This is a genomic window from Microbacterium testaceum, assembly GCF_003075375.1.
Taxonomy (GTDB): Bacteria; Actinomycetota; Actinomycetes; order Actinomycetales; family Microbacteriaceae; genus Microbacterium; species Microbacterium testaceum_E.
Window position 1 is genome coordinate 78,865 of record NZ_QDFT01000002.1, and the last position, 23,341, is coordinate 102,205.

Below are 23,341 nucleotides of genomic sequence, written 5' to 3' on the forward strand. Positions count from 1 at the left end.
GCCATGACCGAGCTCTCCGCCCCCACCGGCCGCGAACCCGCGCTGGTCGCGCAGCCCCGACCCGACGGGTCGGCTCCTCTCGCCCTCGTTCTGGGGGCCACCGGCTACCTGGGTGGCCGACTCGTTCCGCGCCTGCTGTCGGCGGGGTACCGGGTGCGCGTCCTCGCGCGCGATCCGCGCCGCGTCGGCGCGTTCCCCTGGGGCGAAGATGTCGAGGTCGCGACGGGCGATGCGACCGATCGCGCGGCGGTACGCGCCGCCGTCGACGGCGTCGACGTGCTCTACTACCTGATCCACTCGATGGGCAGCGCGCGCGACTTCGAGGCGACCGACCGCGTCGCCGCCCAGACCGTCGCCGACGCCGCCTCGGCGGCATCCGTTTCTCGCATCGTGTACCTCGGCGGACTGCACCCCGACGACGCGACCCTCTCGGCCCACCTGCGCTCGCGCGTCGAGGTCGGCGAGATCCTGTTGCGCAGCGGCGTACCCACCCTGGTGCTGCAAGCCGGTGTCGTGATCGGCTCGGGCTCGGCGTCGTTCGAGATGGTCCGTCACCTCACCGACGTGCTCCCGTACATGCCCGCGCCCAAGTGGGTGCGCAACCACATCCAGCCGATCGCCGTGCGCGACGTGCTGCACTATCTGTTGGGCGCCGCGCGCGTGGCCCCCAACGTCAACCGCGCGGTCGACATCGGCGGTCCCGACGTCCTGCGCTACGGCCAGATGATGAACGGCTATGCCCTGCAGGCCGGGCTGCCGCAGCGGGCGATCGCCTCGCTGCCCGTCCTCACGCCCCGCCTGGCGTCGCACTGGGTCAACCTCGTCACGCCCATTCCGAAGGCGATCGCCCGGCCCCTCGTCGAGTCGCTGCAGAACGACTGCGTCGTCAAGGACCGCGCGATCGACGATCTCGTCCCGCGACCCGAGGGCGGGCTGATGCCCTACCGCGAGGCCGTACGACGGGCCCTGGGACGCGTGAACGACGACGACATCGAGACGAGCTGGCAGGACGCCGAGGTCTCGGGTGCGCCGAGCGACCCCCTGCCCAGCGACCCCGAGTGGGCCGGGCGCCTGGTGTACACCGACATCCGCACCATGACCACCACGGCCAGCTCCGCGCAGCTGTGGTCGGTCATCGAGGGCATCGGCGGCGAGAACGGCTGGTACTCCTCGCCCCTGCTCTGGGCGATCCGCGGGTGGATGGACCGCCTCGTCGGCGGGGTGGGCCTCGCCCGAGGCCGCCGCAGCCGCTCGGTGGTCACGGTCGGCGACGCGCTGGACTTCTGGCGGGTCGAGGCGATCGAGCCGGGCCACCTGCTGCGCCTGCGCGCCGAGATGAAGGTGCCGGGCGGCGCATGGCTCGAACTTCGCGCAACCCCCGAGGGCACGGGCGCCCGCTTCGACCAGCGCGCGCTGTTCTTCCCCACGGGTCTGGCTGGGCGCCTGTACTGGTTGTCGGTGCTGCCCTTCCACGGCCTCATCTTCAGCGGCATGGCGCGGCGCATCACGGCCGCGGCCGAGCACGTGCAGCGCGACGATCTCGAGCCGAAGGCGAAGGCGGGGCGTATCGCGCCCGAGATCGCCGAGGTCGAGACGACCGCGGCGCCGTCGGCGTGACAGCTGCCGGCGCGGGCGACGGGCGGATCTCTCGTCGCGCGGCGGGCGGGAGTGCGACTTCTCGTGTGCGCCACGCCGTCGCGGGACCGCATGCGGCCGGAGCGGCCTAGGCTGATCCGCGTGCCCCCTCGCGCCCGCGTCCTGACCGTTTCCGACCGCTCCGCCGCCGGCCTGCGCGAGGATCGGGGTGGGCCGCTCGCAGTCTCGCTGCTGCGCGAAGCCGGTTTCGACTGCGCCGACCCGGTGATCGTGCCCGACGGTGCCGACAGCGTCGAGAGGGCACTGCGCGCGCTCGTCGCCGAGGGGCCGGGTCTCGTCGTGACCACCGGGGGCACGGGCATCGCGCCCACCGACCGCACACCCGAGGGCACCGCCCGCGTCCTCGACCGCGCGCTGCCCGGGATTGCTGAGGAACTCCGCCGCCGTGGCCTCGCCGACACGCCCCTGGCCGTCATCTCCCGCGGTCTCGCGGGCATCGTCGACCCGGGCACCCTCGTGGTCAACCTCCCCGGATCGACGAGGGCCGTGGCATCCGGGATCTCCGTCCTCGCGGAACTCGCCCCGCACATCCTCGACCAGCTCGCCGGAGGAGACCACGCATGAGCGCCGTCCGCATCGCCCGCCTGTCCGATCAGCCCCTCGACCTCGACGCGCACCTCGACGCCGTCGAGGAGTCCTCCTCGGGCGCCGTCACCACCTTCGTCGGTCGCGTGCGCGACACCGATCCCGACGCCGCCGACGCCGTGGTCGCCCTCGAGTACAGCGCTCACCCCGACGCCGAGCAGACCCTGCACCGCATCGCAGCGGACGCCGCCGCCGGCACCGACGCGATCGTCGCGGTCAGCCATCGCGTCGGACGCCTGGGCGTGGGCGAGGCGGCGGTGGTCATCGCCGTGGCATCCGGTCACCGCGCAGCGGCGTTCGAGGTGTGCCGCACGGTCATCGAGACGATCAAGACCGACCTGCCTGTGTGGAAGCGGCAGGTCGAGGCCGACGGCACGACGGAGTGGAAGGGCCTCGGGGGCTAGCTCCCACCTCGTGCGCAGTGGGGGCTGCGCTCGCTTGCGCGGCCGAGCCGTCCCCGGAACGCGGAGACGCCTGCGCGCGTACCTCGGAGAATCGCGCGGAAGTCGGATCTTTCGCGGGGGATCGTCCGAGTTGGGTGCGTTCGTCCGAGTTTCGCGCGCCGCGCCGGCCCCGCGGGTTCGCGTCGCGCCCCGGGCCGGCGGGCTCGCGTCGCACCGGCAGCTCGGCGGCTGGCGCGAAGCTCGGAGAATCGCGCAAAAGTCGGATGTTTCGCGGGGAATCGTCCGAGTTCGGTGCGTTCGTCCGAGTTTCGCGCGACGTGTGACGGCCCCGCGGGGCCGCGCCGCGTGCCGGCCCGCGGGTGCAGGCCGGGCTCGCAGTTCGGCGGCTGGAGTCAAACTCGGAGAATCGCGCGAAAGTCGGACGTTCCGCCGGGAATCGTCCGAGTTGGGTGCGTTCGTCCGAGTTTCGCGCGCCACCCGGCGCCCGCCGCGCCCCGGCGCGCCGCGGCCCGGCTCAGCCGCCGGCGAAGGGCGGCAGCACGTCGACGTGCGCGACGGCGTCGAGCGCGGCGTCGTCGTCGCGGCGCGTGCCGTCCACGAGCACCGCGCAACGGTCCAGGATGCCGCCGAGCGCGACGTGGTCGCGGACCATCCCCGCGCGCAGCGCCGTCAGCGTCGTCTCGGCGCGGTCCTCGGCATCCGTCCCGGCGGCCTCGGCGGCGGCGGCGAAGTAGCGGACGCGGACGCTCACGCGGACACGCCCTCGGCCTCGCCCGGGCGCGCCCAGTCGCCGGATTTGCCGCCGGTCTTCGACACGATCCGCACGTTCTCGATGAAGGTGCCCTTGTCCATGCCCTTCACCATGTCGACGATCGCCAGCGCCGCGACCGACACGCTCGTCAGCGCCTCCATCTCGACGCCGGTGCGGTCGGCGGTGCCGACGGTCGCTTCGATCTCGACGCCGTCTTCGGTGATCTCGAGGTCGACCGAGGCCCGGTGCACGCCGATCACGTGCGCGAGCGGAAGCAGGGCGGGCGTGGCCTTGGCGGCCTGGATGCCGGCGATCCGCGACACGGCGAGCACGTCGCCCTTGGGGGCGGTGCCGTCGCGCAGGGCCGCGACCACCTCGGGCGCGCAGCGCACGAAACCCCGCGCGGTGGCGGTGCGGACGGTGGGCTGCTTGAGGGTGACGTCGACCATGCGGGCGTGGCCCGCGGCATCCAGGTGGGTGAAGGTCATGGAATCAGCATGACATCGAGCGGGTCTCCGGCGGACACCGTGGACACGTCGGCGGGAATCACGGCGAAGGCCTCGGCCCGCGCGAGCGAGGCGGCCAGGTGAGAGCCCGAGCCTCCGGCGGTGGCGGGGCGGACGGTGCCCGCGACCAGGTCGATCGCGGCGGGGAGGTACTGGCGGCGGCCGGGCGGCGTCGTCCAGTCCTCGGATGCCGTGAGGCGGGCGATGCGTCGATCGATGACCGCGCGCCCCTGCAGCGCCAGCAACGCGGGCCGCACGAACACCTCGAACGACACCGCGACGCTGACGGGGTTGCCGGGCAGGCCGAAGACGAGCCGGCCGTCGTCGAGTGCGCCGAAGGCCTGGGGTTTTCCGGGCTGCATGGCGACCTTGACGAACGAGATGCGCTCCGACAGGGCCTGCCGCACGGGTTCGTAGGCCCCGGCGCTCACGCCTCCGCTGAAGACGATGACGTCGACGTCGGCCGCGTGCGCGAGCAGGGCGTGGATCGCGTCCGCGTCGTCCCGCAGCGACGAGACGACGGTCACGTCGGCGTCGGCGTCGGCGACCAACGCCGCGAGCAGCGTCGAGTTCGAGTCGGGGGTCTGTCCGCGCCCCGGCGCGACGCCCGGCGGTACGAGCTCGCTGCCGGTCGACACGACGGCGACCCGGGGGCGTCGGCGCACCTCGACGTCGGCCACGCCCGCGGCGGCGGCGGCGGCCACGGCGAACGGCCCCAGGCGCTCGCCGGGGGTCAGCACGACGTCGCCGGTGCGGGTGTCGCCGCCGCGTCGGCGGATGAAGGCCCCGGATGCCGCGGGCGCACGCCGCACCTCGACGGTGCCGAGCGAGTCGGCGAGGCCTCCGGCGGTGTCCTCGAACGGGACGATTGCGTCGGCGTGGGTGGGGACGGGCGCGCCCGTCATGATGCGCACCGCCTCGCCCGCGCCGAACGACGGGTCGTCGGACGAGCCGGCCGGCAGATCGGCGACGACGCGCAGGGCGACCGGGTTCTCGGCATCCGCGCCTTCGACGTCGGCGAGGCGCACCGCGAACCCGTCCATCGAGGAGTTGTCGAAGCCGGGCAGGTCGTGCGCGGCGCGCACGGGGGCGGCGAGGGTGCGCCCGGCCGCGTCCGCGAGCCGCACGGTCTCGACGGGCAGGGGCGTCACGGCGTCGAGCACGCGGGCGCGGTGCTCCTCGACGGTCAGCAGCTCGCTCACGCGGGGGTCCTTCCGGAGGGGATCAGCGGGATGACATCCTGTCGGGCGCGCAGCGCGTCGACGACGACCAGGCGTCCGAGCAGGGGTTCCCCCGCGCCGGTGACGAGTTTGATCGCCTCGGTCGCGAGCAGTCCGCCCACCTGGACGCACAGCGATCCGAGCACCCCGACCTGCGCGCAGGTGGGGGGTTCGCCCGCCGATCCCGGGGGGAACAGGTCGCCCAGCACGACCGGCGCGTGCCCCTCGGGCGGCGCCGACCAGAACACGGTGACCTGCGCCGCCCATTCCTGCACGGCCCCCCAGACGAGGGGGATGCCGAGGTGCTCCGCCGCGGCGGCGACGGCCTCGCGGGTGTCGAAGGTGTCGCTGCCGTCGATGACGAGGTGGGCGCCGTCGAGCAGGTCGACGGCGTTGTCGGCGGTCAGGCGGAGCGTGCGCTCGTGCACGACGGTGAGGGGCGAGAGGTCGCGGACGGCGCGCGCCGCCGAGGCGGTCTTCGCCGTGCCGATGTCGTCGACCCGGTGCGCCAGCTGACGCTGCAGGTTGGTGCGCTCGACCACGTCGTCGTCGACGACGACGAGCTCGCCCACTCCGGCGGCGGCGAGGGCGAGCAGCACGGGGGAGCCGAGTCCTCCGGCGCCGATCACCGCGATGCGCGCGGCGGCGAGGCGGCGCTGGCCCTCTTCGCCGATCGCGGCGAGGACGGCATGACGAGCCGTGCGGATGAGTTCTTCGGGGGCGAGGGATGCCACCGGCTCGACGAGCGGTCTCATCCGCCGATCGCGCTCATCGTGCGCTGCGGCTGGACGAAGTCGGCGCGGGCGAGTCCCACCCGGTCGGAGCCGTGGGCGCGGGGCTTGACCCACATGGCATCCCGCCAGATCTGCGCGAGACCCTCGTCGTCGGCTCCGTCGCGCAGGGCCGTGAGCAGGTCGGTCTCTTCGTGCGAGAACAGGCACGAGCGGATGCGCCCGTCGGCGGTCACACGGGTGCGCGTGCACGCGGCGCAGAACGGCTCGGTCACCGACGAGATGATGCCGACGTGACCGGCGACGGCGGTCTCGCCGGGGCGGCGCACCTCCCAGCGCTCCGCGGGGGCGGCCCCGCGGCCGCGCGGGTCGGGGGCGAGCGAGAACGCCGTCTCGATCTCGGCGCGGATGTCGCGCGCCGGGATGACGGCCCCCTCGGTCCACGACCGGTCGCCGTCGAGCGGCATGTCCTCGATGAAGCGCATCTCGAAGCCGTGCGTGACGGCCCAGTCGACGAGCGAGACGATCTCGGTGTCGTTGATGCCGCGCAGCAGCACGGCGTTGATCTTGATCGGGCCCAGGCCCGCCGCGCGCGCGGCCTCGAGGCCCGCGAGCACCTTGTCGAGGTGCGGTCGGCGCGTCAATTCGGCGAACGTCTCGGGATGCAGGGTGTCCAGCGACACGTTCAGGCGGGTGAGACCCGCGTCCCTGAGGGGCTGCGCTCGTTTGTCGAGCCCGACGGCGTTGGTCGTCATCGAGATCGGCAGGTCGGGGTTGTCGGCGCGGATCCCGGCGATGATGTGCTCGAGGTCCTTGCGCACGAGCGGCTCGCCGCCGGTGATGCGCAGCTCTTCGGCGCCGAGGGAGTGCACGGCGACCCGCACGATGCGGCGGATCTCGTCGGCGCTCATCAGCTGCGAGGTCGGCAGCCACGGCATCCCGTCCGCCGGCATGCAGTACGTGCAGCGCAGGTTGCATTTGTCGATCACCGAGACGCGCAGATCGGTGGCGACGCGACCGAAGCGGTCCTGCAGGCCGCCCTCGCGGGGGGCGTCGTTCGCGGGTCGGGTGGTGGTGCGGGATGCCGGTGCCCCGGTTGAGGGGAGGGCCGTCGCCCCGGATGCCGTCACGGTGGCGCCGAGCGCCGCGGCCACCGGCCCTCGCGTCGCGCTCGCGTGCTCGGTGGTCATGGGTCGAGCCTAGTTCGGTCATGACGGGGCGGGGCGGCCTCGGGGCTGTGCGCTCGGCCTGAGAACACCCGGGCGGTAGCGTCGATCCATGGCCACCACCTTCCGGATCGCCCAGGCCGCGGGTCTTCTCGGCGTCAGCGACGACACCGTCCGGCGCTGGATCGAACAGGGACTGCTGCCGACGACGGGGGCGACGCCGGTCGAGATCCCCGGCGCGGCTCTGGCCGAGCGGGCCGTGGCGCTCGCCGACGAGCCGGCCGATCCCACCGGGATCGCCTCGAGCGCTCGCAACCGCTTCGTGGGGATCGTCACGAGCGTGCGCGTCGACGGGGTGATGGCGCAGGTCGATCTGCAGTGCGGGCCCCACCGCGTGGTGTCGCTGATGTCGGCCGAGGCCGCGGAAGAACTCGGCCTCGAGCCCGGGTCGCTGGCCGTCGCCTCGGTGAAGGCGACCGTGGTGACGGTCGAGACGCCGCGCTGACGGGTTCGCGCTGACGGTTGAGAACGCGGATGCGGTCTTATCTCGCCCTACGGGGCGCAGATGCGGAAGAATGGATGCCGCGGGCCGCCCGGTGCCGCCGGAAGGACCCCTCATGCGTCGCCCTCTGCGCACCGCCGCCCTCGCGATCGCGACCCTCGCCGCTCTCGCGGGCTGCGCCGCTCAGTCCGCCGAGCCCGCGGCATCCGGCGATGCCCTCTCGGGCACGGTCGAGGTGTACGCCGCGGCGTCGCTGCAGCGCTCGTTCGACGAGATCGCCCGGGCGTTCGAAGCCGCCCACCCCGGCGTGACGGTCAGTCCCGTGTACGACGGGTCGAGCACCCTCGCGACCCAGATCGCCGAGGGCGCCCCCGCCGACGTCTTCGCCTCGGCCGACGAGAAGAACATGGCCAAGGTCGTCGATCAGGCCCCCGAGCCGCAGGTCTTCGCGGGCAACACGCTCGTGATCGCCGTGCCGACGGGGAACCCCGCAGGAGTCGAGACCCTCGCCGACCTCGCCCGCGTCACGACGGTCCTGTGCGCACCCGAGGTGCCGTGCGGGGCCGCGTCGCAGACGCTGCTGTCGAACGCCGGGGTCGCCGTCACCGCCGCCAGCTCCGAACAGAACGTCACCGCCGTCCTCACCAAGGTCGCCGCGGGCGAGGCCGACGCGGGACTCGTCTACGCCACCGACGTGGTCGGCCGCGGCGACGTCGAGGCGATCGTGCCGGCGGGAGCGGATGCCGTGATCAACCGCTACCCGATCGCCTCGCTCTCCGATGCCCCGAACCCGCGGGCGGCGGCGGCGTTCGTGGAGTTCGTCTTCTCGGACGCCGGGCAGCGGATCCTCGCCGACGCCGGCTTCCGCGCCCCGTGACCGGCGGCTTCATCCCGCGCTGGCTCATCGTTCCGGCGGGGATCGGACTGCTCTTCCTGCTCGTGCCTCTGACGGCGCTCGTCGCGCGGGTGCAGTGGACGACGCTGCTGAGCGACGTCACCTCACCCGCGGCGCTGTCGGCGCTCGGGCTGTCGCTGGGAACCGGGGCGGTGGCCACCGTGGTCTGCGCGGTGATCGGCATCCCGCTCGCCCTCCTGATCGCCCGCAGCGCCGACCGGACCGCGGCGGTGCTGCGCGCCCTGGTGACGGTGCCGCTCGTGCTGCCGCCGATGGTCGGGGGCGTCGCCCTGCTCTACCTGTTCGGGCGCAGCGGGCCTCTCGCGGGGCTCGGCCTGCCGTTCACGACCCCGGCGGTCGTGCTGGCGCAGGTCTTCGTCGCGCTGCCGTTCCTGGTGCTCGCCGTCGAAGGAGCCCTGCGCAGCACGGGCGTCGCCCTCGAGCGCACCGCGGCCTCGCTCGGCGCCTCGCGCGCCACGATCCTGCGCCGCGTGACCCTGCCGCTCGCGGCCCCCGGGATTGTCGCGGGGGTCGTGCTGTGCTTCGCGCGAGCGATCGGGGAGTTCGGGGCGACGGCGCTGTTCGCCGGCAACCGCCCGGGGGTCACGCAGACCATGCCGCTCGCGATCTACACGGCCTTCAACGGGGCCGGGGTGTCGCAGGGCACCGCCGTGGCGCTGGCGCTGCTGCTGCTCGTGACGGCGATCGCGGTGCTGCTGCTCGTGCGCGGGTGGCGTCCGGGGGTGGGGCGATGACGGCCCCGGATGCCGCGGAGCCGGCGCCCGCCGACCTGCGCGCCCACGTGGTGGTCCGTCGTCGGGACTTCGCCGTCGATGTCTCGCTCGACGTGGCCGCCGGTGAGACCGTCGCCGTGATGGGCCGCAGCGGAGCGGGCAAATCGACGCTGCTCGACGCTCTCGCGGGCCTGACGCCGCTCGACGGGGGCGAGATCTCGGTCGGCGGGCGCCTTCTCGATCGCGCGCCGCGCCGGCGGACGGCGCCGATGCACCGGGGCGTCGTGCTGCTGGGACAGCAGGCGCGGCTGTTCCCGCACCTGAGCGCGCGCGAGAACGTCGCCTTCGGCCCGCGGGCGGCCGGGGTCCCGGCATCCGTCGCCCGTTCCGCCGCCGACGAATGGCTCGCGCGCGTGGGGCTCCCGGGCACGGGGGACCGCCGGCCCGCGCAGCTGTCGGGCGGGGAGCAGCAGCGCGTCGCGGTCGCGCGGGCGCTCGCCGCGGAGCCGCGGGTCGTGCTGCTGGACGAGCCCCTCGTCGCCCTCGACGCGGTCACGGCATCCGAGATCCGGGCGATGCTGCGCGAACGGCTGGCGGGGGTGACGACGGTCGCCGTGACTCACGACGCGGTCGATGCCGCCGCTCTCGCCGACCGTCTGCTAATCGTCGAGCGCGGGCGCGTGACGCAGGCGGGCGCGGTCCGCGAGGTGCTGTCGGCGCCGGCGACCGAGGTGGCGGCGAAGATCGCCGGTCTCGAGCGGATCGTGGGTGCGACGCGCGACGGCGGGTGGGAGCGCTTGGGCCTGCGCCTGGAGTCCGCCGATGCGACCTCTCGCGCGCTCGCGGCGGCGGACGGCCGGACGCTGGCCGCGGTCTTCCGCGCGGTCGACGTGCGCCTCGGGCGAGGGGCGCCGGCGACGGTGTCGCACCTCGAGCCCACCCCGGCCGGGGTGCGCGTGGTCACGGACGTCGCCGTCGCCGAGGTGTCGCCGGTCGAGGCCGCGGCGTTGCGCGCCGGCGACGTGGTGCACCTGTCGGTCCCGCCGGATCGCGTGCGCTTCGTCGCGGCATCCTGACCCGCCCCGCGCCCCCCCCCCCCCGGGGCATCGAGTGTCCAGAACACCCGGACGCGTCGCGAAACCGTCCGGGTGTCGTGGACGCTCGATCGACCGACGGCGTCGTGCGGGCTCGCCGGCGCGATGGTGTCGACCGCGGGCGATTCGGTGGGCGGTCGATCAGCAGCCGCGCGCCCGGCGGGCCCGGGCGATCACGCGACGACGCGCCCGCCCTCCATCCGCACCTCGCGGTCGACCAGGCCCGGGGGGACGTCGACGTGCGACACGAGCACCACCGCCTGATCGTCCTCGACCGCGCCGAGCAGGTCGTGCAGAAGGGCATCGGATGCCGCGGGGTCCACGCCCGCGGTCGGTTCGTCGAGCACCAGCACCGGAAAACCGCGCAGCAGCGCGCGGGCGAGGGCCAGACGCTGCGCCTGTCCGCCCGAGACGAGTCCGCCGCGATCGCCCACGCGCGCGTCGAGTCCTCCGCGTTCGCGCGCCCAGTCGCTCAGGCCCACCCGGGAGAGGACGCCCCAGAGGTCGGCGTCGGTGGCGGTGTCGCGCGCGAAGAGCAGGTTCTGCCGCACCGACTCGTCGAACAGGTACGGGGACTGCTCGATCAGTCCGACCGTGCGGCGCAGGTCGTCGCCCGAGAGCTCGCGCGCCTCGACCCCGCCGACGCGGAACGAACCGTCGTAGTCCAGGAAGCGGGCGAGCACGTGCGCCAACGTCGTCTTGCCGGCGCCGCTGGGTCCGCTGACGAGCACCCGCTCGCCGGGGCCGACGCGCAGCGACACGTCGTGAAGGCGCCCCGCGTCGTCGTCGTCTGCGCCGCGGGCGGGCCAGTGCGCGCCGAGCCCGCTCAGCTCGATCCCGGTACCCAGGGCCGGGGCGCGACCGGTCGCCGCCGGCTCGTCGCGGGGCAGGCCCTCGGGGACGGTCGCCGGCACGGCATCCGCGATCCGCTCCGCCGCCGAGCGCACCTGCCGCCACGACGCGAGAGCGAGCGGCACCGGGCCGAACACCTCGAACACCGCCATCGGCAGCAGCACGACCACGGCCAGACCGGGTCCCGAGAGCGTTCCCCCCGTCACGGCCGGGGCGGCCACGAGCAGGGCTCCGAGAGACGCGATGCCGGCGAGGGTCGAGACGGCCCCCGAGGTCAGGCCCTGCGCGCCGCCCCGGCGGACGACGGCGCGGCGCAGCGCCGCATCCGCGCGGCGAACGCGATCGCGCGCGGCATCCAGGGCTCCGTAGGCGGTCAGGACGTCGAGGTTCGTCAGCAGGTCGTGCACCGCGTCGGCGACCGCGGCGCGAAGCGGCGCCAGCGAGCGCTCCGCGCGCGCACCGGCCGCCCACCCGAGGGCCACGGCGGCGGCGAATGCCGCGACCAGGCAGGCGAGCAGCACGAGCGCGGCGGGCCACGAGATCAGCGCCGTGAAGACCACGGCCGCCACCGCCGTGATCGCGGCCGTCACGAGCGGCAGCACCACCCGCAGGGGCAGGTTCTGCAGCTCCTCGACGTCGTCGACGACGCTCGACAGCAGGCCGCCCCGGCTCGACCGCGCGAGACCGTCGGGCGCCAGGGGCACGAGGTCGCGGACCAGATCGGCGCGCACCCCCGCGAGCTGGTGCAGTGCGGCGTCGTGCCCGCTCAGGCGTTCGAGGTAGCGGAACACCCCGCGCGACAGTGCGAAGGCGCGCACGCCGACCACGGCCATCGACAGGTACATCACCAGCGGCTGCTCGGCGGCCCGCGCGATGAGCCAGGCGCTCGCCGCGAGCAGGGCGACCGCGCTCGCCGCCGTGCCGAACCCGGCCAGCAGGGCCGGGGCGAATCGCCGCCGCGACGGAAGGGCGGAGCGCAGGATGCCGCGCACCCGGGCGTTCACGAGCGCACCCCGCGGGCGAGGGGGAGGGGCTCGTCGACGTTCCCGGTCGTTTCGACGGGCGCGGGGGCCCCGCTGGGCTCCGTCCCCTCGACGTGCTCGGCGACCTCGGTCGCGAGCGCGACCACGCGGTCGGCGATCGCGCGGGCCGAGCGACGGTGCGACACCAGCAGCACCGCACGGCCGGCGTCGGCCTCGCGGCGCAGGGTGGCCCATAGGTGGGCCTCGGTCGTGGCATCCAGGGCGCTCGAGGGCTCGTCGAGCACGAGGATCGCCGCCCCCGTCGTGCGCGCGCGGTACAGGGCGCGCGCCACGGCGACGCGCTGGGCCTCACCGCCCGAGAGCCCCGCGCCGGACGCGCCGAGCGGCGTCGCGGGATCCAGCACGGCTGCGCCGGCGTCGGCCAGCGCCGCGGCGACCCGCTCGGGGTCGTCAGCGACGCCCAGGGCGACGTTCTCGGCCACCGTGCCCGCGATGAGACCCGGACGCTGCCCGGCCCAGGCCACGGCGTCGCGCGCGTGCGCGACCGCGACCCCGTCGAGCCGCACGGTCCCGTGGTACTCGGCGAACCCCAGGACCGCGGCGATCAGCGACGACTTGCCCGCTCCGCTCGGTCCGGTCACCCACACGACCTCGCCCGGCGCGACCGACAGCGACACCGGCGGCAGGGCACGAGCCCCGCGTCGCACGGCGACCCCCTCGAGCGCGAGTGCTCTCCCGCGCGCGGGGGCAGCGGCATCCGTCCCCCGGTCCTCGCGGGCCGCGTCGAGCGTGTCGAAGATCTGCTCCGTCGCGGCCACGCCCTCGGACGCCGCGTGGAACTGCACGCCCACCTGTCGCAGCGGCAGGTACGCCTCGGGCGCGAGCAGCAGCACGAACAGTCCGACCAGCAGCGACAGATCGCCGGCGAGCAGCCGGAAACCGATCGTCACCGCGATGATCGCGACCGAGATGGATGCCAGAAACTCCAGCGCGAAGCCCGACAGGAACGACACGCGCAGCACCGTCATCGTCTCGCGCTTGTAGTCCCGGGTGACCGATTTGATCGAGTCCGCCGCGCGGTGCTGGCGTCCGAAGGCCGTGAGCGTGCCGAGCCCGTCGACGGTGTCGGCGAAGCGGGCGGCGAGACGGCCGAGCGTGGCGTACTGCTTCTGCTGCACGCCCCGGGTGGCCAGGCCGATCAGCACCATGAACAGCGGGATGAGCGGGATCGTCAGCACCACCGTCAGGCCCGACAGTGGATCGACGAGCGTCATCGCGCCGATGAGTATCGGCATGGTGATGGCCGTGGCCACCAGCTGTGGCAGGTAGCGGCCGAAGTAGGCGTCCAGCGCGTCGAGGCCGTGCCCTGCCGTGACGGCGAGGGTGGCGGCGTTGCGCGCACCAAGCCAGCGCGGGCCCAGACGCGCGACGGCCGTCACGAGGGCCTCGCGCAGCTGTCGAGACGCCGAGGCCGCCCCGCGCGCCGACGCTCGCTCCGAGGCGGCGATCAGCAGACCCCGCAGGAGGGCGAAGGATGCCGCCGCCCCCACGTATCCCCAGAGCTCGCCCACCGGCCTGCCCTCGATCGCGCCGACCAGCGCGGTCGTGAGCGTCCAGGCGAACCCGACGATCACGCCCGTCTGCGCGAGCACGATCGCCGCGGTCACGGCGAAGAAGCCGCGCGAGGCGGTGGCGTACCGCAGCAGTCGGGGGTCGACGGGTTTCATGACGCGGGTCTCAGTGCGCGACGAGCGCGGCCTTCTCGATGCGCGCGCGGGTCACGCGCTTGCGGAACACCCAGTAGGTCCACCCCTGGTACGCGAGGATCAGCGGCAGGAAGATCAGCGCCGCCCAGCTCATGATCGTGAGCGTGTAGTCGGTGCTGGAGGCGTTGTCGATGGTCAGGCTCGCGCCGCCCGCCAGGGTCGAGGGCATGACGTTCGGGAACAGGGCGAAGAACAGCGCGGCGACCGCCGCGACGATCGTGACGGCACCGAGGGCGAAGGCCGTGCCCTCGCGGTCGCGCAGGTTGGACACCCACGACCCGATCAGGGTCAGCGCGGCGACACCGGCCAGGGCGACCACGCCGAGCAGCAGGGGCGCCTGCGCGTTGGCGGCGTTGACGATGGTCCAGCCCAGGAACAGCGCGGCCAGGGCGATCGTCACGGCCCCCGAGCGGGCGGCCAGACGCCGCGCGTCGGCGCGGACCTGTCCGTCGGTCTTCAGGGCGACGAAGTACACGCCGTGGGTGAAGAACAGCGTCAGGGTCGTCAGGCCCCCGAGGATGCCGTAGGGGTTCAGCAGCGTCAGCACCGTACCGGCGTATTCGTGGTCGGCATCCAGGGGCACTCCCTGCACGATGTTGGCGAACGCCACACCCCACAGGAACGCGGGCACCGCGGAACCACCGACGATCATGCGATCGAACGAGCGCTTCCAGCGCAGCGAGTCGCGCTGGTGGCGGTACTCGAACGACACTCCGCGGGCGATGAGCGCGAGCAGGATCGCGAGCAGGGGCAGGTAGAACCCGCTGAAGAGGGTCGCGTACCACTCGGGGAACGAGGCGAACAGCGCCGCTCCCGCCACGATCACCCACGTCTCGTTGAGATCCCACACGGGACCGATGGTGTTGATGATCTGCCGGCGGGCGATGTCGTCCTTACCGAGGAACGGAAGGGACATGCCGACGCCGAAGTCGAACCCGTCCAGGACGAAGTACCCGACGAACAGGAAGGCGACGATCCAGAACCACAGTTGCGCGAGATCCATGATGAGCTCCTAGTAGACCGTCGTGGGGGTGTTCTCGATGGAGTCGTCGTGCTCGGCATCCGGGTCCGGCAGGGGGTCGGGGCCCTTCTGCGCGAACTTCACGATCAGACCGAACTCGACGATGGCGAGGCTCAGGTAGACGAGGGTGAAGGCGACCAGCGAGATCAGCACGCTCCAGCCCGGGACGCTGGGTGAGACGCCGTCCTGGGTGAGCATGAGGCCGAAGACGATCCAGGGCTGGCGGCCCATCTCGGTGAAGACCCACCCGACCAGGCTGGCGAGCATGGGCAGGGGAGCGGCCCAGATCGCCACGCGCCACATCCACGGCGCGACGGGGCGGGTGGCCTTCTTGCGCGTGACCCACAGGCCCGCGACGCTGACCAGGGCGGCGATGCCGCCGAGGGCGATCATCCACCGGAAGGCCCAGTAGGTGACCCACAGGACGGGGGCGAAGTTGCCGTCGACCTGGTCGGCGAACTGCGGGAACATCTGCTGGCTGTAGAGCGTGTTGAGGTCGTTGATGCCCTCGACGCAGCCGTCGAGCGAGTGCGTCGACAGGATGCTGAGCAGGAACGGCACGCGGATGCTGAACAGCTCGCTCGTGCCGTCGGGGGTGCCGAGGGTGAAGATCGAGAACGACGCGTCCTGCCCGCAGACGGTGTTGAACGTCGCCTCGGCGGCGGCCATCTTCATCGGCTGGGTCGCGACCATCACCAGGCTGAGCTGGTCGCCGACGATCGCGACGAGGACGAACGACACGAGTGTCGACCAGAGGCCGAAGCGCAGGGTCTTGCGCATCATGTCGGTGTTGCGCCCGCGGGCCATGTGCCAGGCCGAGACGGCGACGACGACCATCGCGGCGAACATCCAGCCCGCGAAGATGGTGTGCGGGAACGCCGCCAGCGCCACGGGGTTGGTCAGCATGGCCCAGAAGTCCACGAGTTCGGCGCGGTTGCCGTCCGCCGACATCTGGTAACCCACGGGGTTCTGCATGAAGGCGTTCGCGGCGATGATGAAGTAGGCCGAGAGGGTCGCGCCGATCGAGGCCATCCAGATGCTCGCGAGGTGGGCGAGGCGCGGGAGCTTGTCCCAGCCGAAGATCCACAGGCCGATGAAGGTCGCCTCGAGGAAGAAGGCGAGCAGCCCCTCGAAGGCCAGCGGAGCCCCGAAGACGTCTCCGACGAAGCGGGAGTAGGCGGACCAGTTCATGCCGAACTGGAACTCCTGCACGATGCCGGTCACCACGCCCATGGCGAAGTTGATCAGGAAGATCTTGCCGAAGAAGCGGGTGAGGTGGAGCCACCGCACGTCGCCGGTGCGGTACCAGGTGGTCTGGAAGATGGCGACGATCAGCGACATGCCCAGGGTCAGCGGCACGAAGAGGAAGTGGTACAGCGTCGTCAACCCGAACTGCCAGCGGGCGAGGGCGAGGGGGTCGAGCCACTCCATCGGGAGCCTCCGATCGAACCGGATTATGTGGTCAGACCACATGGTACGCCGGGGTCGCGAACCGCCGCCGGTCGATCATTCGCCGTCGAACCACCTGCGCCGTCTACCCTGGGGCTTACCGAGGAAGTCATTTCGTCACACCGGTCCGGAGGCCGAATGTCGGTGCGTCAGAGCCTGCTCGCGATCCTCGATCGCGGCGCGTGCTACGGCTCCCAGCTGCGCGCGGAGTACGAGCGCCGAACGGGTGCGCGCGTCAACGTCGGGCAGGTCTACACGACCCTCGAGCGTCTCGAGCGCGACGGGTTGGTCGAGGGCGCGGGCGTCGACGACGAGGCGCGCGTGCTGTGGCGCCCCACGGCCGCCGGTCGGGACGCCGCCCGCGAGTGGCTCTCGACGGCCTCGCTCGCCGAGGGGCGCGACGAGGTCGCCCTCAAGATCGCGCTCGCGGTGACCCTCCCCGGCGCGGACGTCGACGGCATCCTGTCCGTGCAGCGGAGGGCGGTGCAGCACGCGCTGGCGTCCACGGCGGGAGAAGAGGGGGATGCCGTCTCGCTCGCGATCGTGCACGCCGCGCGCCGCGCACGGCTCGAGGCCGACCTGCGCTGGCTCGACGAGGTGGAGCGGATCGTCGCCGACGTCTCGCCCTTCGGTCTGTCGGAGGAGCGCCCGCGTCGGGGCCGCCCCGCGAGGTCCGCCGTCTGACGCGACCGCGTCGTGCGACTAACGCCGTCCCGCCGCCGCGTCAACCCCGTCGGCACCGATGCGGCACTGACGCACAGTGGGGGATATCCGGTCGACCCAAGGAGTCCCACATGGTCATGGAAGCGCCCCTCGGTCGCCCGGTTACGCGTCGTGACATCCTCTCCGCCACGGCGCCGGCGACGGCGATCAGCGAGATCCCCTGGACGCGCATCGACCCCGACCTGTACGAGGTCGCCCGCGCGGGCGAGGTCTGCGGCTACGTCGAGGTCGTGGGCGCCGTCTTCGTCGCCCTCGGGGGAGCGCGTTACGACCGCGCCGTCGAGATCTCGCAGCACCTGACCTTCCACTCCGCGGTCGACGTGCTCGTGCGTCGCGCGCGCTGAGGCGCGTCCGACGCGTCGCGCGTTCGCTGAACGCTGCGCCTGGCGGACATCTCCGCATCGTCCCCCGCGGCAGTAGGGTCCTATCGAGACCGGAACCCGACGGTCGCGAAAGGTGTCGTCCCATGGAACTACGCCAATTGGAGCACTTCGTGGCGGTCGCCTCGGAGAAGCACTTCGGCAACGCCGCGCTCGACCTGCGCATGTCGCAATCCGGCCTCTCCGCCTCGATCCGCGCTCTGGAGTCCGAGCTCGGGGTCGGCCTGTTCGTCCGCAGTACGCGCCATGTCGCCCTGACCCCCGCGGGGGCCGCGCTGCTGCCCGAGGCGCAGGCGCTCCTCGCGGGAGCGGGGGCCGCCAAGGCCGCGGTGAACGCCGCCTCGGGCGAACTGGGCGGTGTCGTCCGCGTCGGCACCGAGTCGTGCCCCGGCGTGGTCAAGCTGGCGAACGAGCTCGCCGTGTTCCGCGAGCATCACCCCCGGGTCGAGATGCGCCTGCGGGTCGACGGTTCGGGCCCCCTGCTGACGCAGGTCGCGAACGGACGAGTGGATGCCGCGATCGTGGTGCCCACCGAGGCTGCGCCGGCGTCCATCGAACTGTCGCCGCTCGGCCGCGAACCCCTCGTCGTGCTCAGTCACCGCTCGCGCCCCTTCGTGCAGCGCGGACACGTCGCCATCGACAACCTGGCCGACGAGACGTTCGTCGACTTCCAAGAGGGCGCGTCGTCGCGGGTGCTGACCGCTCGCGCGTTCGAGGAGAGGGGTCTGGCCTACCGCCCCGACCTCGAGGTCAACGACGTGCACACCCTGCTCGACCTCATCGACGTCAACCTCGGTATCGCGATCGTCCCGCAGGCGATCGCCAGGAAACGCGCGGTCGATTTCGCCGCGACGCCGATCTCGCACCCCATGCCCGTGTGGGAGGTCTGCGTGGCCGTGCGCGTGGGCGCGAACCCGGCCACGCGCGCGCTGCGCGATCAGCTCCGCGCGCAGGCGGTCGGTGTGCCCGAGGCGGTCGAGGAGCTGACCCCGGTCGATTGAGCGATCCGCTCGATGAATGCCTTCGTTCCGCCCTGTTGGACGCGGCCGCGAGCCGTCCTCCAGGGTGGGTGACGTGCGGCGCGGTGCCGCGCGAACACGGAGGAACACATTCATGGAGAACCGCGGGATTCCCCGTCTCGGACGCGACGTCTCGGTCGTCGGCCTCGGAACCTGGCAGCTCGGAGCGGACTGGGGCGACGTCTCGACAGAGGACGCTCTGTCCGTCCTGGATGCCGCCTATGACAGCGGAGTGCGGCTGTTCGACACGGCCGACGCGTACGGTGACGGGTCCAGCGAGAAGGTCATCGGCGAGTTCGTGCAGTCGCGCGGCTACGACGACATCGTGGTGGCGACCAAGATCGGTCGCCGCGTCATGCCGCAGCGCGCCGACATCTACACCCTCGACAACTTCCGCGCATGGGTCGACCGCTCGCGCGAGAACCTGCGGGTCGACACTCTCGACCTCGTGCAGCTGCACTGCCCGCCGACCTCGGTGTACGCCGATGACGAGGTCTTCGACGCTCTCGACACCCTCGTCGACGAGGGACGGATCGCCGCCTACGGCGTGAGTGTCGAGACCCGCGCCGAGGCCCTCGCCGCCATCGCTCGTCCGCGACTGGCCACCGTCCAGTTGGTCTTCAACGCCTTCCGCCAGGGTCCGCTGACCGAAGTGCTGCCGGCGGCGTCCGCCGCGGGGGTCGGACTGATCGCCCGCGTCCCACTCGCGAGCGGATTGCTGTCGGGCAAGTACGACGAGAACACGACCTTCGCGGCCGACGACCACCGCACCTACAACCGGGACGGCAGCGCCTTCGACATCGGCGAGACCTTCGCGGGCGTCGACTTCGCGACGGGTCTCGAGGCCGTCCGTCGCCTGGCCCCGTTCGTGCCCGAGGGGGTGACGATGGCGCAGTTCGCGCTGCGCTGGGTCATCGATCAGGTGGGCATCAGCAGCGTCATCCCCGGTGCGCGCAACGCCGCCCAAGCGCACGCGAACGCCGAGGCCGCCGCTGCCGCTCCGCTGTCCGCCGAGGTGCAGGCCGACATCGCCGCCGTCTACGCCGAGCTCATCGCGCCGCAGATCGGCGACCGATGGTGATCCAGGGTGCCGAGGTGGCGTCGACGTCGCCGAGCGGTCTGAACGTCCGCGTCGTCGTGCGTCGCCACCCCTACGGACACCTGCTCGACGCCGAGGCGTTCGCGCAGCTGCTGTGGGAGCTCGGCGCGCACCGCGCGGAGAGCATCCGGGCGCATCACGCGCTCGACGCGGCGGAGGCGCCGCGCGGCGTCTACCCGCGGGACTGCCTGGCCATGATCGTGATGGATCCGACGGTGGGCCCGTGGGTCGACAACGTCGACGCGGTCATGGCCGCGATCGTGATCGGCGAGGGCGACTACTTCCTGCCGAACGCGGCCGCGAAGGCCGGAGGACATCGCCGCGTGGGCTACGACTACGGCGAGGCGTACATCACCGATCCCCACCTGGTGGCCCACGGCGGTTTCCGCCACGGTCACTCCGCCCGCATCCGGGGGGTCGTGGTGGGGGCGAGTGCGCTTAACCCCGACCAGGACCTGTACGAGTCCGCGCAGCTCGCCGCGCAGTTCGTCGCCCGCATCGGCGACCTGCACGACGACTGGACGCAGCGCGCCGGCTTCGGGGAGTGGTTGTCGGAAGGCGACGTCCCCGACGCCGAGACGCGGGCCATGGCGCGGTTCGCGCAGCGGCTGTAGCGATCTCCCCCAGCGCGGACCTTCTCCCCGTCTCGGTGCCCTCCCCCGGCTCCCCCAGCCGTGGCGGGGAGGAGGTCCGCTTCTTCTCGACCCCGTCCTCGCCGCGAGAGGCGCGGTGGCACCGGATACACGTCGACGCGGAGCGGGTCGGTGCGATCACGGTGCGAGCGTGTAGCCCGCCTCGTCGATGGCGGCGGCGATGGCGTCGTCGTCCGCGGGGCGGTTCGTGGCCACGCGAACGGTCGAGACGGCTCCTTCGCGCAGGTCGACGTCGAGCACCTCGACGCCGTCGACGGCGTTGAGCTCCTGCGTGACCGCGCTCACGCAGTGGGCGCACGTCATCCCCTCGACGCGGAGCTCTCGGGTGGTCGCCGACGACGTGCCGGCCGAGGTCGTCGCGGCGGCGCCACCGCCGTGCCCGCAGCCGCACGCGTCGCCGCATCCCCCGCTCCGGGGGGTGGATGCCGTGAGGCCGAGGTCGATGCGCTGTTCGGTCATGGGGTCTCCTCAGGATCGGACCAGGCGCGCGATGGCCTGGTTGGCTTCTTTGAGCTTCTCTTCGGCGACGGGGCCGCCCTGCGCGGCCGCTTCGGCGACGCAGTGGGAGAGGTGGTCGTCGAGCAGCGACAGGGCGACGTTCTCGAGAGCCTTCGTCACAGCGGACACCTGGGTGAGGATGTCGATGCAGTACTGGTCGTCGTCGACCATGCGGGCGATGCCGCGCACCTGTCCCTCGGCGCGGCGCAGGCGCTTGAGAAGGTCCTCCTTGTGGCCCTCGTATCCGTGCATCCCGTCAGCATACCCCCATGGGGTATGCCTAGCACCGTCTCGCGAGGTGTCAACCCCCTCGGCTCCGGCCGGTTCATGACGGATCGTCGAACCATCAGGAGGTCGACATGCTCTTTCGTCGTACCGGTGGTGGTCGGCGATGACCACCGAACCTTTCCCCACCGGACCACACCGCCCCGTGCGCATCCCGCACCTGCCCCCGTTGCGCTCGCAGCGGCGAGAATCGAAGGATGACGCGAACACTGGCGCATCTGCCGGGCGCCGCCCGGAGACTGTGTCTCAGCCGAAGAAACGGCGAGATCTGCACGCGTGAGGACGGTCACCGCGGTCTGCATCATCGCACCGGGGGACGACTGCTGTGGAGCGATCTGCAGGCCGACCCGCCCTCGTGCGCCGGGGCGGGCACGCCGGCGGCTCCGGCCCCCGCCCTGCCGGACGGGTTCCCGCACGGACGGGCGGTGTGCCCGGTGTGCTGGGCGTTCGTGACGCTCGACGAGAACGACGCGCTGTCGGCGCACGACTCGTGGCGGGGCGACGAGTCGCGCGCCGAAGCAGATCAGCGTCGCGAGTGGTTCAACGCGTACGGATGGTGAGCAGCGACGCCCGCCCGTCGACCACCTCGACGATCTCGTCGAGAGCGTCGCGGTGCACGAGGTCGTGCGTGACCAGCAGCGTCGCGGTCCCGCGCTCGCGGGTCAGCCGCGCGATCAGGGCCATGATCTCGGCGCCGCGGGCGGTGTCCAGGGCACTCGTGGGCTCGTCGACCAGCAGCACGCGCGGGTCGTGGACGAGGGCGCGCGCGATCGCCACGCGCTGACGCTGGCCGCCCGACAGCTGCGCCGGACGTCGGTCGCCGATGTCGGCGAGGCCCACGGCATCCAGCAGGTCGTCCACGCGGGAGCGCACGGTCGCGCGACGCTCGCGCCCGCCCCGACCGCCGAGCTCCGCCATGACCCGCAACTGCTCCCGCGTCGTCAGGGCGGGGAGCAGCTGCGGCTGCTGGAAGACGATGCCGAGGCTCTCGCGGCGCAGCCGGGTGGCCTCGGCGCGGCTGAGGCCGGTCGTCTCGGTGCCGGCGACCACCACCCGCCCCGAGTCGGGTCGCACGAGCGTCGCCGCCACCGCTAGCAGGCTCGATTTGCCCGAGCCGGACGGGCCGGTGATGCCGGTCAGGACGCCGGGGCGACCCTCGAGGGTGACGTGGTCGATGGCGGTGACGCGGGCGTCCCCGTCGGGGTAGGTCAGGGTGACGTCGTCGAGAAGGATCATCGGGTGCTCCCCAGAGCGGTGAGAGGGTCGGACGAGGTGACGATGCGCAGCGACACGGCGGCCCCGGCGAGGCCGAGGACGATCAGCGCGAGGGCGGGCGCGAGGGTGGTCAGCGGACTCAGGAGGAACGGCAGGGCGTTGCCCGCGAGCGCGCCGAGCGCGGTGGTCAGCGCGATGCCGACGCCGACGCCCACGACCAGCACGACGAGCGCTTGACCGATCGCGTCGCGCACCAGCGCCGGGGTGCTCGCACCCAGCGCCTTGAGCACGGCGACGTCCGCGGAGCGCTGCATCGTCCACACCGTGAAGAACGCGCCGACGACGAGCGCCGAGACGCCGAAGAGCATCGCGATCATCAACGCGAGCGAGCCGATCTCGGATCGGAACGTCGGCAGGGCGGTCAGGCTCGACAAGGGAGGGGATGCCACCGTCCCCGTGCCCGCGGCGATCTCGTCCCACGCCGGGGTGCCGTCGACCGCGAGCACCGTCGCCGCTCCCGTCCCGCCCAGCCGCTGGTCGAGCGCCCTCCACGCCGCCGAGGTCATCGACACCACCGGTGTGTGGCTGTACGACAGGTCGTCGGCGATCCCGGCGACGCGGAAGCTCTGCCCGGCGATCGTCACCTCGTCGCCCGCAGCCGCGCCCAGGGCCGTGGCCGCGCCAGATGACAGGTCGACGTCGCCGTCATGGGTCGGGGCGGGGAACGTCGTGCCGGGATCGAGCCCGAACAGCGCCACCCCGCCCGAGCCGTCCGGGCCCTCGGCGCGGGTCTGCACGATGCCCACGGCCGTGACCGCGTCGACCCCCGGCGCCGTGCGCCAGGCCGCGACCGTGTCGTCGTCGATGGCCGAGTCCGCGAACGTGGCGGCGGCGTCGCCCACGGGGTGCAGGACGAGCCGGTCACCGGGGAGCGCGAGGACGGCCGAGACGTTCTGCGCGGCGAGGCCGCCGGTCAGACCCGAGAGGAATCCGACGAGCAGGGTGATGAGGGCGACGACCGCCCCGATGAGGGCGAATCGCCCGCGGGCGAACCGCAGATCGCGCCATGCGACGTACACGTCGCCTCCTTCCGCCGGCGGATCTCACCGGCACTCCTCCAGCGTCGTCGCGAGCCTGCGCCGGGGCATCGGGGC

At 73.0% G+C, this 23,341-nt stretch carries 26 protein-coding genes; 13 read left to right on the forward strand and 13 right to left on the reverse strand.

All coding sequences use genetic code 11. The annotated features are described in order from the left end of the window. The first annotated feature begins 3 nt into the window (after positions 1–3). The 3 genes from DC432_RS01140 (at position 4) to DC432_RS01150 (ending at position 2,645) form a co-directional block, all read left to right on the forward strand. The gene (locus DC432_RS01140; protein ID WP_116536322.1) at positions 4–1,617 is read left to right on the forward strand and encodes an SDR family oxidoreductase; all 1,614 of its coding nucleotides are present in this window, start codon (positions 4–6) and stop codon (positions 1,615–1,617) included. A gap of 90 nt (positions 1,618–1,707) precedes the next feature. Then, entirely contained in the window at positions 1,708–2,220 is a 513-nt protein-coding gene (locus DC432_RS01145) for a MogA/MoaB family molybdenum cofactor biosynthesis protein (RefSeq protein ID WP_116536407.1), read from the forward strand. Next, a complete protein-coding gene (locus DC432_RS01150) occupies positions 2,217–2,645 on the forward strand; it encodes a molybdenum cofactor biosynthesis protein MoaE (RefSeq protein ID WP_108320487.1) in 429 nt (142 codons plus the stop codon). Before DC432_RS01145 ends, DC432_RS01150 begins: the two co-directional genes overlap by 4 nt. Positions 2,646–3,159: 514 nt before the next feature. On the opposite strand, the gene DC432_RS01155 is transcribed toward DC432_RS01150, so the two are convergent. Genes DC432_RS01155 through moaA form a run of 5 tightly spaced genes read right to left on the reverse strand, consistent with a single transcriptional unit; the run spans position 3,160 to position 7,043 of the window. Then, complete coding sequence (locus DC432_RS01155) at positions 3,160–3,396, reverse strand: MoaD/ThiS family protein (RefSeq protein ID WP_116536323.1); 237 nt, start codon at positions 3,394–3,396, stop codon at positions 3,160–3,162. Next, positions 3,393–3,884 (reverse strand): cyclic pyranopterin monophosphate synthase MoaC, encoded by a 492-nt coding sequence (gene moaC, locus DC432_RS01160; protein WP_116536324.1) that lies wholly within the window; start codon positions 3,882–3,884, stop codon positions 3,393–3,395. Before moaC ends, DC432_RS01155 begins: the two co-directional genes overlap by 4 nt. Further along, positions 3,881–5,104, reverse strand: a complete 1,224-nt coding sequence (locus DC432_RS01165) for a molybdopterin molybdotransferase MoeA (protein WP_116536325.1) — start codon at positions 5,102–5,104, stop codon at positions 3,881–3,883. The genes moaC and DC432_RS01165 overlap by 4 nt, the downstream gene beginning before the upstream one ends. Next, positions 5,101–5,877 (reverse strand): HesA/MoeB/ThiF family protein, encoded by a 777-nt coding sequence (locus DC432_RS01170; protein WP_116536326.1) that lies wholly within the window; start codon positions 5,875–5,877, stop codon positions 5,101–5,103. Before DC432_RS01170 ends, DC432_RS01165 begins: the two co-directional genes overlap by 4 nt. Then, positions 5,874–7,043 (reverse strand): GTP 3',8-cyclase MoaA, encoded by a 1,170-nt coding sequence (moaA, locus tag DC432_RS01175; RefSeq protein ID WP_116536327.1) that lies wholly within the window; start codon positions 7,041–7,043, stop codon positions 5,874–5,876. Before moaA ends, DC432_RS01170 begins: the two co-directional genes overlap by 4 nt. An 88-nt stretch (positions 7,044–7,131) precedes the next feature. Between moaA and DC432_RS01180 the strand changes: the two genes are divergently transcribed. The 4 genes from DC432_RS01180 (at position 7,132) to DC432_RS01195 (ending at position 10,226) form a co-directional block, all read left to right on the forward strand. Beyond that, the gene (locus tag DC432_RS01180; RefSeq protein WP_116536328.1) at positions 7,132–7,524 is read left to right on the forward strand and encodes a TOBE domain-containing protein; all 393 of its coding nucleotides are present in this window, start codon (positions 7,132–7,134) and stop codon (positions 7,522–7,524) included. Positions 7,525–7,636: 112 nt separating this feature from the next. Continuing rightward, positions 7,637–8,398, forward strand: coding sequence for a molybdate ABC transporter substrate-binding protein (gene modA, locus DC432_RS01185; RefSeq protein ID WP_116536329.1), 762 nt, complete (start codon positions 7,637–7,639; stop codon positions 8,396–8,398). Next, complete coding sequence (modB, locus tag DC432_RS01190) at positions 8,395–9,171, forward strand: molybdate ABC transporter permease subunit (RefSeq protein ID WP_116536330.1); 777 nt, start codon at positions 8,395–8,397, stop codon at positions 9,169–9,171. Before modA ends, modB begins: the two co-directional genes overlap by 4 nt. After that, positions 9,168–10,226 carry a sulfate/molybdate ABC transporter ATP-binding protein gene (locus DC432_RS01195; RefSeq protein ID WP_116536408.1) on the forward strand — a complete coding sequence of 353 codons (1,059 nt, stop codon included), beginning with the start codon at positions 9,168–9,170 and terminating at the stop codon, positions 10,224–10,226. The genes modB and DC432_RS01195 overlap by 4 nt, the downstream gene beginning before the upstream one ends. A 191-nt stretch (positions 10,227–10,417) precedes the next feature. Here DC432_RS01195 and cydC read toward each other — a convergent pair whose 3' ends face one another. The 4 genes from cydC to DC432_RS01215 are packed head-to-tail and all read right to left on the reverse strand — an operon-like array spanning position 10,418 to position 16,297. Beyond that, positions 10,418–12,100, reverse strand: a complete 1,683-nt coding sequence (gene cydC, locus DC432_RS01200; RefSeq protein WP_116536331.1) for a thiol reductant ABC exporter subunit CydC — start codon at positions 12,098–12,100, stop codon at positions 10,418–10,420. Beyond that, positions 12,097–13,806 (reverse strand): thiol reductant ABC exporter subunit CydD, encoded by a 1,710-nt coding sequence (gene cydD, locus DC432_RS01205; protein ID WP_116536332.1) that lies wholly within the window; start codon positions 13,804–13,806, stop codon positions 12,097–12,099. The genes cydC and cydD overlap by 4 nt, the downstream gene beginning before the upstream one ends. Positions 13,807–13,816: 10 nt before the next feature. Then, entirely contained in the window at positions 13,817–14,848 is a 1,032-nt protein-coding gene (gene cydB / locus DC432_RS01210) for a cytochrome d ubiquinol oxidase subunit II (RefSeq protein WP_116536333.1), read from the reverse strand. A 9-nt stretch (positions 14,849–14,857) separates the two neighbouring features. Then, positions 14,858–16,297: a cytochrome ubiquinol oxidase subunit I gene (locus DC432_RS01215; protein WP_116536334.1), complete on the reverse strand. Its 1,440-nt coding sequence runs from the start codon at positions 16,295–16,297 to the stop codon at positions 14,858–14,860. 156 nt (positions 16,298–16,453) lie between these two features. Here DC432_RS01215 and DC432_RS01220 point away from each other — a divergent pair, with 156 nt between their 5' ends. The 5 genes from DC432_RS01220 (at position 16,454) to DC432_RS01240 (ending at position 20,150) form a co-directional block, all read left to right on the forward strand. Further along, positions 16,454–16,999, forward strand: coding sequence for a PadR family transcriptional regulator (locus DC432_RS01220; RefSeq protein WP_116536335.1), 546 nt, complete (start codon positions 16,454–16,456; stop codon positions 16,997–16,999). 110 nt (positions 17,000–17,109) lie between these two features. Beyond that, positions 17,110–17,382: a hypothetical protein gene (locus DC432_RS16295; protein ID WP_108318662.1), complete on the forward strand. Its 273-nt coding sequence runs from the start codon at positions 17,110–17,112 to the stop codon at positions 17,380–17,382. 122 nt (positions 17,383–17,504) lie between these two features. Next, a complete protein-coding gene (locus DC432_RS01230; RefSeq protein ID WP_116536336.1) occupies positions 17,505–18,419 on the forward strand; it encodes a LysR family transcriptional regulator in 915 nt (304 codons plus the stop codon). Positions 18,420–18,531: 112 nt separating this feature from the next. Continuing rightward, entirely contained in the window at positions 18,532–19,518 is a 987-nt protein-coding gene (locus DC432_RS01235) for an aldo/keto reductase (protein ID WP_116536337.1), read from the forward strand. Continuing rightward, positions 19,512–20,150 carry a hypothetical protein gene (locus DC432_RS01240; RefSeq protein ID WP_116536338.1) on the forward strand — a complete coding sequence of 213 codons (639 nt, stop codon included), beginning with the start codon at positions 19,512–19,514 and terminating at the stop codon, positions 20,148–20,150. The genes DC432_RS01235 and DC432_RS01240 overlap by 7 nt, the downstream gene beginning before the upstream one ends. Before the next feature lie 156 nt (positions 20,151–20,306). On the opposite strand, the gene DC432_RS01245 is transcribed toward DC432_RS01240, so the two are convergent. Beyond that, a complete protein-coding gene (locus DC432_RS01245) occupies positions 20,307–20,648 on the reverse strand; it encodes a heavy-metal-associated domain-containing protein (RefSeq protein ID WP_116536339.1) in 342 nt (113 codons plus the stop codon). Positions 20,649–20,657: 9 nt separating this feature from the next. After that, on the reverse strand, positions 20,658–20,939 hold the full coding sequence (locus tag DC432_RS01250) for a metal-sensitive transcriptional regulator (RefSeq protein WP_116536340.1): 282 nt from the start codon (positions 20,937–20,939) through the stop codon (positions 20,658–20,660). 230 nt (positions 20,940–21,169) lie between these two features. Between DC432_RS01250 and DC432_RS01255 the strand changes: the two genes are divergently transcribed. Beyond that, complete coding sequence (locus DC432_RS01255; RefSeq protein WP_243392975.1) at positions 21,170–21,532, forward strand: hypothetical protein; 363 nt, start codon at positions 21,170–21,172, stop codon at positions 21,530–21,532. Here the strand turns inward: DC432_RS01255 and DC432_RS01260 are convergent. Together DC432_RS01260 and DC432_RS01265 are read right to left on the reverse strand one after the other, a co-directional pair. Then, on the reverse strand, positions 21,513–22,208 hold the full coding sequence (locus DC432_RS01260) for an ABC transporter ATP-binding protein (RefSeq protein WP_116536341.1): 696 nt from the start codon (positions 22,206–22,208) through the stop codon (positions 21,513–21,515). The genes DC432_RS01255 and DC432_RS01260 overlap by 20 nt on opposite strands. After that, positions 22,205–23,266: an FtsX-like permease family protein gene (locus DC432_RS01265; RefSeq protein ID WP_116536342.1), complete on the reverse strand. Its 1,062-nt coding sequence runs from the start codon at positions 23,264–23,266 to the stop codon at positions 22,205–22,207. The genes DC432_RS01260 and DC432_RS01265 overlap by 4 nt, the downstream gene beginning before the upstream one ends. Positions 23,267–23,341: the final 75 nt, after the last annotated feature.

Coding starts and splice junctions, on each gene's coding strand:
- DC432_RS01140 (WP_116536322.1), top strand. CDS start 4: ATGACCGAGCTCTCCGCCCCCACCGGCCGCGAACCCGCGCTGGTCGCG.
- DC432_RS01170 (WP_116536326.1), bottom strand. CDS start 5,877: ATGAGACCGCTCGTCGAGCCGGTGGCATCCCTCGCCCCCGAAGAACTC.
- DC432_RS01245 (WP_116536339.1), bottom strand. CDS start 20,648: ATGACCGAACAGCGCATCGACCTCGGCCTCACGGCATCCACCCCCCGG.
- DC432_RS01260 (WP_116536341.1), bottom strand. CDS start 22,208: ATGATCCTTCTCGACGACGTCACCCTGACCTACCCCGACGGGGACGCC.
- modA (WP_116536329.1), top strand. CDS start 7,637: ATGCGTCGCCCTCTGCGCACCGCCGCCCTCGCGATCGCGACCCTCGCC.
- DC432_RS01215 (WP_116536334.1), bottom strand. CDS start 16,297: ATGGAGTGGCTCGACCCCCTCGCCCTCGCCCGCTGGCAGTTCGGGTTG.
- DC432_RS16295 (WP_108318662.1), top strand. CDS start 17,110: ATGGTCATGGAAGCGCCCCTCGGTCGCCCGGTTACGCGTCGTGACATC.
- DC432_RS01255 (WP_243392975.1), top strand. CDS start 21,170: ATGACGCGAACACTGGCGCATCTGCCGGGCGCCGCCCGGAGACTGTGT.
- DC432_RS01195 (WP_116536408.1), top strand. CDS start 9,168: ATGACGGCCCCGGATGCCGCGGAGCCGGCGCCCGCCGACCTGCGCGCC.
- moaC (WP_116536324.1), bottom strand. CDS start 3,884: ATGACCTTCACCCACCTGGATGCCGCGGGCCACGCCCGCATGGTCGAC.
- DC432_RS01230 (WP_116536336.1), top strand. CDS start 17,505: ATGGAACTACGCCAATTGGAGCACTTCGTGGCGGTCGCCTCGGAGAAG.
- DC432_RS01220 (WP_116536335.1), top strand. CDS start 16,454: ATGTCGGTGCGTCAGAGCCTGCTCGCGATCCTCGATCGCGGCGCGTGC.
- DC432_RS01145 (WP_116536407.1), top strand. CDS start 1,708: ATGCGGCCGGAGCGGCCTAGGCTGATCCGCGTGCCCCCTCGCGCCCGC.
- DC432_RS01180 (WP_116536328.1), top strand. CDS start 7,132: ATGGCCACCACCTTCCGGATCGCCCAGGCCGCGGGTCTTCTCGGCGTC.
- DC432_RS01150 (WP_108320487.1), top strand. CDS start 2,217: ATGAGCGCCGTCCGCATCGCCCGCCTGTCCGATCAGCCCCTCGACCTC.
- DC432_RS01250 (WP_116536340.1), bottom strand. CDS start 20,939: ATGCACGGATACGAGGGCCACAAGGAGGACCTTCTCAAGCGCCTGCGC.
- moaA (WP_116536327.1), bottom strand. CDS start 7,043: ATGACCACCGAGCACGCGAGCGCGACGCGAGGGCCGGTGGCCGCGGCG.
- cydD (WP_116536332.1), bottom strand. CDS start 13,806: ATGAAACCCGTCGACCCCCGACTGCTGCGGTACGCCACCGCCTCGCGC.
- DC432_RS01235 (WP_116536337.1), top strand. CDS start 18,532: ATGGAGAACCGCGGGATTCCCCGTCTCGGACGCGACGTCTCGGTCGTC.
- DC432_RS01240 (WP_116536338.1), top strand. CDS start 19,512: ATGGTGATCCAGGGTGCCGAGGTGGCGTCGACGTCGCCGAGCGGTCTG.
- cydB (WP_116536333.1), bottom strand. CDS start 14,848: ATGGATCTCGCGCAACTGTGGTTCTGGATCGTCGCCTTCCTGTTCGTC.